At 33.3% G+C, this 3,843-nt stretch carries 3 protein-coding genes; 1 reads left to right on the top strand and 2 read right to left on the bottom strand.

Features of this window, described 5'->3' with window-relative positions:
* Positions 1 to 723 precede the first annotated feature (723 nt).
* Together A8B35_RS22865 and A8B35_RS22860 are read right to left on the bottom strand one after the other, a co-directional pair.
* Positions 724 to 1,563, bottom strand: coding sequence for a DUF5712 family protein (locus tag A8B35_RS22865; protein ID WP_068475855.1), 840 nt, complete (start codon positions 1,561 to 1,563; stop codon positions 724 to 726).
* Positions 1,553 to 2,089: a BfmA/BtgA family mobilization protein gene (locus A8B35_RS22860; protein WP_068475853.1), complete on the bottom strand. Its 537-nt coding sequence runs from the start codon at positions 2,087 to 2,089 to the stop codon at positions 1,553 to 1,555. The genes A8B35_RS22865 and A8B35_RS22860 overlap by 11 nt, the downstream gene beginning before the upstream one ends.
* Positions 2,090 to 2,649: 560 nt before the next feature.
* Here A8B35_RS22860 and A8B35_RS22850 point away from each other — a divergent pair.
* Positions 2,650 to 3,612: a replication initiation protein gene (locus A8B35_RS22850; protein WP_068475849.1), complete on the top strand. Its 963-nt coding sequence runs from the start codon at positions 2,650 to 2,652 to the stop codon at positions 3,610 to 3,612.
* The last annotated feature ends 231 nt before the right edge of the window (positions 3,613 to 3,843 follow it).

The following is a 3,843-nucleotide window of genomic DNA, read 5'->3' as shown; positions in this document are numbered from 1 at the left end:
AAAAACTAACCTAGTTAGCTTTCTTAGTCCCTACTACAATACCGATTATCATCAACAGACACTGGATGATATTCAGTAGTAACTCTGCAGTCATTACCATTTTCATAAAAAATTAGAATTATAGGATGTTGTTCGAGCAACATCCTTTTTTTGTCATTTATTTTCACCCCGTTGGGTATAGTACTCTCTTATTATAGTTCAAATATTTAAAAATAGTTTAAAAAAAACTCAATTTAAACCCTCCTTAAAAGCAAATGGGTATATGTACAGATGAAAGATGTATTATACCACAATCCCTTCGAAACGTTCAATAACAAATATTACCCAATGGTATTTGATTAATTATCACTTGTAAAAATACAGAAGAGTTATTACCGATACAAAGAATACTTTTAAACAGTACATAAAGTTGTCCAAAATAAAATGCTTAAACCCTCACTACTTGACAATTATGTTTTTTGAAAAAATAAAAAGTTGTCCAAAAAGTATTTTTTATCAACACTTTTTACTACTTTCAGAACACCAATAAATCAACCTCAATTCATTGATATTTAATGAGTAAGAAGACAAGTAAGAAAAAAAGAACATATTGTGTGCGCGTGATGAAACTCTACCTAAAAAGCTTTGGAGCGTTATTCTTCCCCATGCACACAAGAAAATAACAGAAAGATAGTTCCTTAACTTGGGAGTCTTCAAGGAAAAGTATGTAAATACTTTTCAATTTTATATTCCAATTCCTCCACTTCTTTTATTCCCTCGTTCTATTATTGTTTTTTGTTCCTGGGCAACTTCTTTTTTAACCTGAGGTTTCTCCAGGCTTTGTTCCTTTTTAATTCTCTGCTCCTGCCTAAGTTGTTCTTGTCTCAATTCTAATAGAAGCATTTTATTTGGTGTTTTCTTGGATTGCTTTACAGCAGCTTCTTTCTCTTGGAATGTACCATTTTTCATAGCGTTCTGATAGATAAAGGAGTGCTCATAAGCTCTTGTATGATTGAATTTCTTATCAAATTCATCCTCGCAACTCTTGAAAAAGTTAGTTCTATCAAAACCATTTATCTTTCCGGACTTTTTCCGGTGGTTCGTTTTTGGACTTAGACGAATCTTATTATTTCGGTCTTTCCGGCTAACAATTACATGAGCGTGCATTCCTTCTTTTTCTCCCCTGTTGTGGTGTATCTTGGCGTAATAAAGCAAATCCTCCCCCCTTAATCCCTTACCAAAGTTCTTAGCGTATTCGTCCATAGTTTGGCGTGTATAGACTTTCATTGCTTTGCTTCTCTCCTCTTCAGTACGCCCCATTACAGATAGTTCTTTTTCTGAAGGGGAAATAGTAATTGCGAAAAACTTAGCATCCTTAGCGCATAATTTAGCTTTATTTTGGTCCAATTCAGTTATAGCGGTAGCAAAGTCCACCTTTTCCCCTTTATGGTCAAAAAAAGGTTCTATTTGCCCTGTTTTTGCTTTTTGCTTATCGTTCTCATGGTTTAAATATTCCATTGCTCCATAAGAGCTGCCTGTATTCCCATAGACACCACCGCCACCGCCTTGTATTTTAACGTTCATACTCTTTGAGTCTTGAGATTGTGACATCCTTCTTCTGTCCTGACATCCCTAATGTGCTAGTAACCTCTTGAAGCATCTTTGACACATCAGAAATAGTCCTGTTAAGTATTTCTGAATGCTCTCCTCGATCTTCTTCTCTAGCTTGCTTTAATTGCAGATTCAGGTTTTTGTTTTCCTTTTTAAGCTCTGCAAGCTCAGCTCTTAAAATCATAAGTAATTCGTTTGCATTTGAAACATTTGATTCTTTGACGCTTGAGATATCCTCCTTGCTTGCAAGCCTTGTTAATGTTGGAATCAAAATAGTTTTCTCTTGTTGCTTTTGAAATGCAATCACACTATCCATTCGCTTGATTATCTTTTGCATTTCATCAGCTGGAGCATCATAGTTGAATGGATCTATCCCGTAGATACGGAAGAAATCCAACATTTTTGATACTACTTTATCTCTGGAAACCCCGTGTTTATTAGCTTCTCTTGCTAAATCATCTGCTGTTGCTTCACTTATTCCTATGCTCTTTCTTGCCATTATAAAATATATTTATTATAATAATTATAAAAAATAACTCTGATTACTAGTGTTTTAAACGAAAGTTTATAAAATATTATAAAATAGTTTTATAACTATTTTTACATAACAATCTGCTTGTCAGATTGTTAGCTTCGCAGAACAAGAAGAATCACGGCTCTGCCTGATTCCCTCTTGCTGTATCAAAGATACACATTTATGCACATCTTGCAAATTCACATGCGGTACCTTTTTTTCCACATTTTCTTTTTTTCCTTTTTTTCCCTTATGTCTTTTTTTGAGCAATAATTCTTCACCCGAAGGGTAAAAATCTATACTTCTTACTATAAGCATTAGCCTACCATATGCTTACCAAATCTGTTATTAAATTCACATACACCCCGACACAAAAGAGATACAAAGGTTTTTAATTTCTCTAACTACGACTTTTATAATACTTAATACGACTTTTATAATACTTTAAACCCCCTTAACTACGACTTTTATAATACATTCAAAGACTTACTACTTGTTAATGTCGTAATAAAGTATTAAACTTGTCGTAGTTAAAGCGTAAGTCTATGAAAATCACAAACAAGGATGTAATACAAAGCTACCTTCTAACCAGTGCTAAGTATGATTATTCAGTATATGAAAAACGAATACTATACAGGCTTGTGGAGCTTTGTCAACCTCAAATAGAAGGACAAAAGCTTGATCACAGGTTTGAGATAAATAAAGACTTATTTAATGGCTACTGGGTTAAAATTCCTATTTCTTCATTCTTAAAAGATGAAAATGACAAAAACCACCACCAAGTAAAACAAGCTCTTCGAGATCTACGAGATAAAACATTCGAATATGAAGATTCCAAGCGATGGGAATTAATTTCTATCATAGAGAGTCCTGCAATAGAGAAATATCACGACTTTGTAGAGTTTCGGGTGCACCCAAAGATCTATCATGCGATTCTAGATTTTTCTAAAGGGTTTAGAAAATTTGAGCTTGTTACTGCAATGAGCTTCGAAAGCACTTATGCAATGCGCTTTTATGAACTCTTTAGCGAGAAAAAAACACCTATAACATACAGCATTGATAAGCTTAAAATAATGTTTAAGATTGAAGGCAAGTACAAACAAGTAAATGACTTTTTTAAAAGGGTTATAGACCCCGCAAAAAAAGAACTAGATAAAAACAGTCCATACAGTTTCGAGTATAAACCAATTAAAGAAGGGCGAAAAATAACATCCATTAAATTCTATCCTGTTTATATTCCAGAAAACAGGGATGGCGAAGTTGAAGAAAGACAGTTAAAAAAGAAGATATCACCCTCTTGGGAACTTGATCGTATGATCATAAATTACCTGAAAGAAAATTACATCTTTGATACTAAAGAAATAATCAATAATATGGAGCTTTTTGTAAAGGCTCAAAACAAGTTTGATTTAATGCTTTTCTTAAGTCAAATGAGAATTAAAAGCAAAAACAAAGCCAACCCTAAAGGATACCTTATCAATGCTATTAAGAAAGAGTTAGCAAAGTAGACATAAGGGAAGAAGTAGATTAGAACTAACAAAAAACTACACTAAAAACTAAAAGAAATCTTTTAATTTTCTGCTCAAAATATGTGAGCAAAAGGATTTTTTTTGTTACTTGCACAGAACAATATTTTTATAAAAAAAAACCTCAAAAGTTGCACCTTTCGAGGTTTTAAGATAAGGCTTGCCTAAACAGGCACAAGAGTAGGACTCACACTATAAACGTGTGTCTTTGGG

The sequence above is a fragment of the Saccharicrinis aurantiacus genome (genome assembly GCF_001660705.2).
GTDB lineage: Bacteria > Bacteroidota > Bacteroidia > Bacteroidales > Marinilabiliaceae > Saccharicrinis > Saccharicrinis aurantiacus.
This window is presented reverse-complemented; position numbering and strand designations above follow the sequence as displayed.

What these genes read in the sequence shown, in the direction of transcription:
- A8B35_RS22865 (WP_068475855.1), bottom strand. Translation starts at nt 1,563, where the DNA reads ATGAACGTTAAAATACAAGGCGGTGGCGGTGGTGTCTATGGGAATACA.
- A8B35_RS22850 (WP_068475849.1), top strand. Translation starts at nt 2,650, where the DNA reads ATGAAAATCACAAACAAGGATGTAATACAAAGCTACCTTCTAACCAGT.
- A8B35_RS22860 (WP_068475853.1), bottom strand. Translation starts at nt 2,089, where the DNA reads ATGGCAAGAAAGAGCATAGGAATAAGTGAAGCAACAGCAGATGATTTA.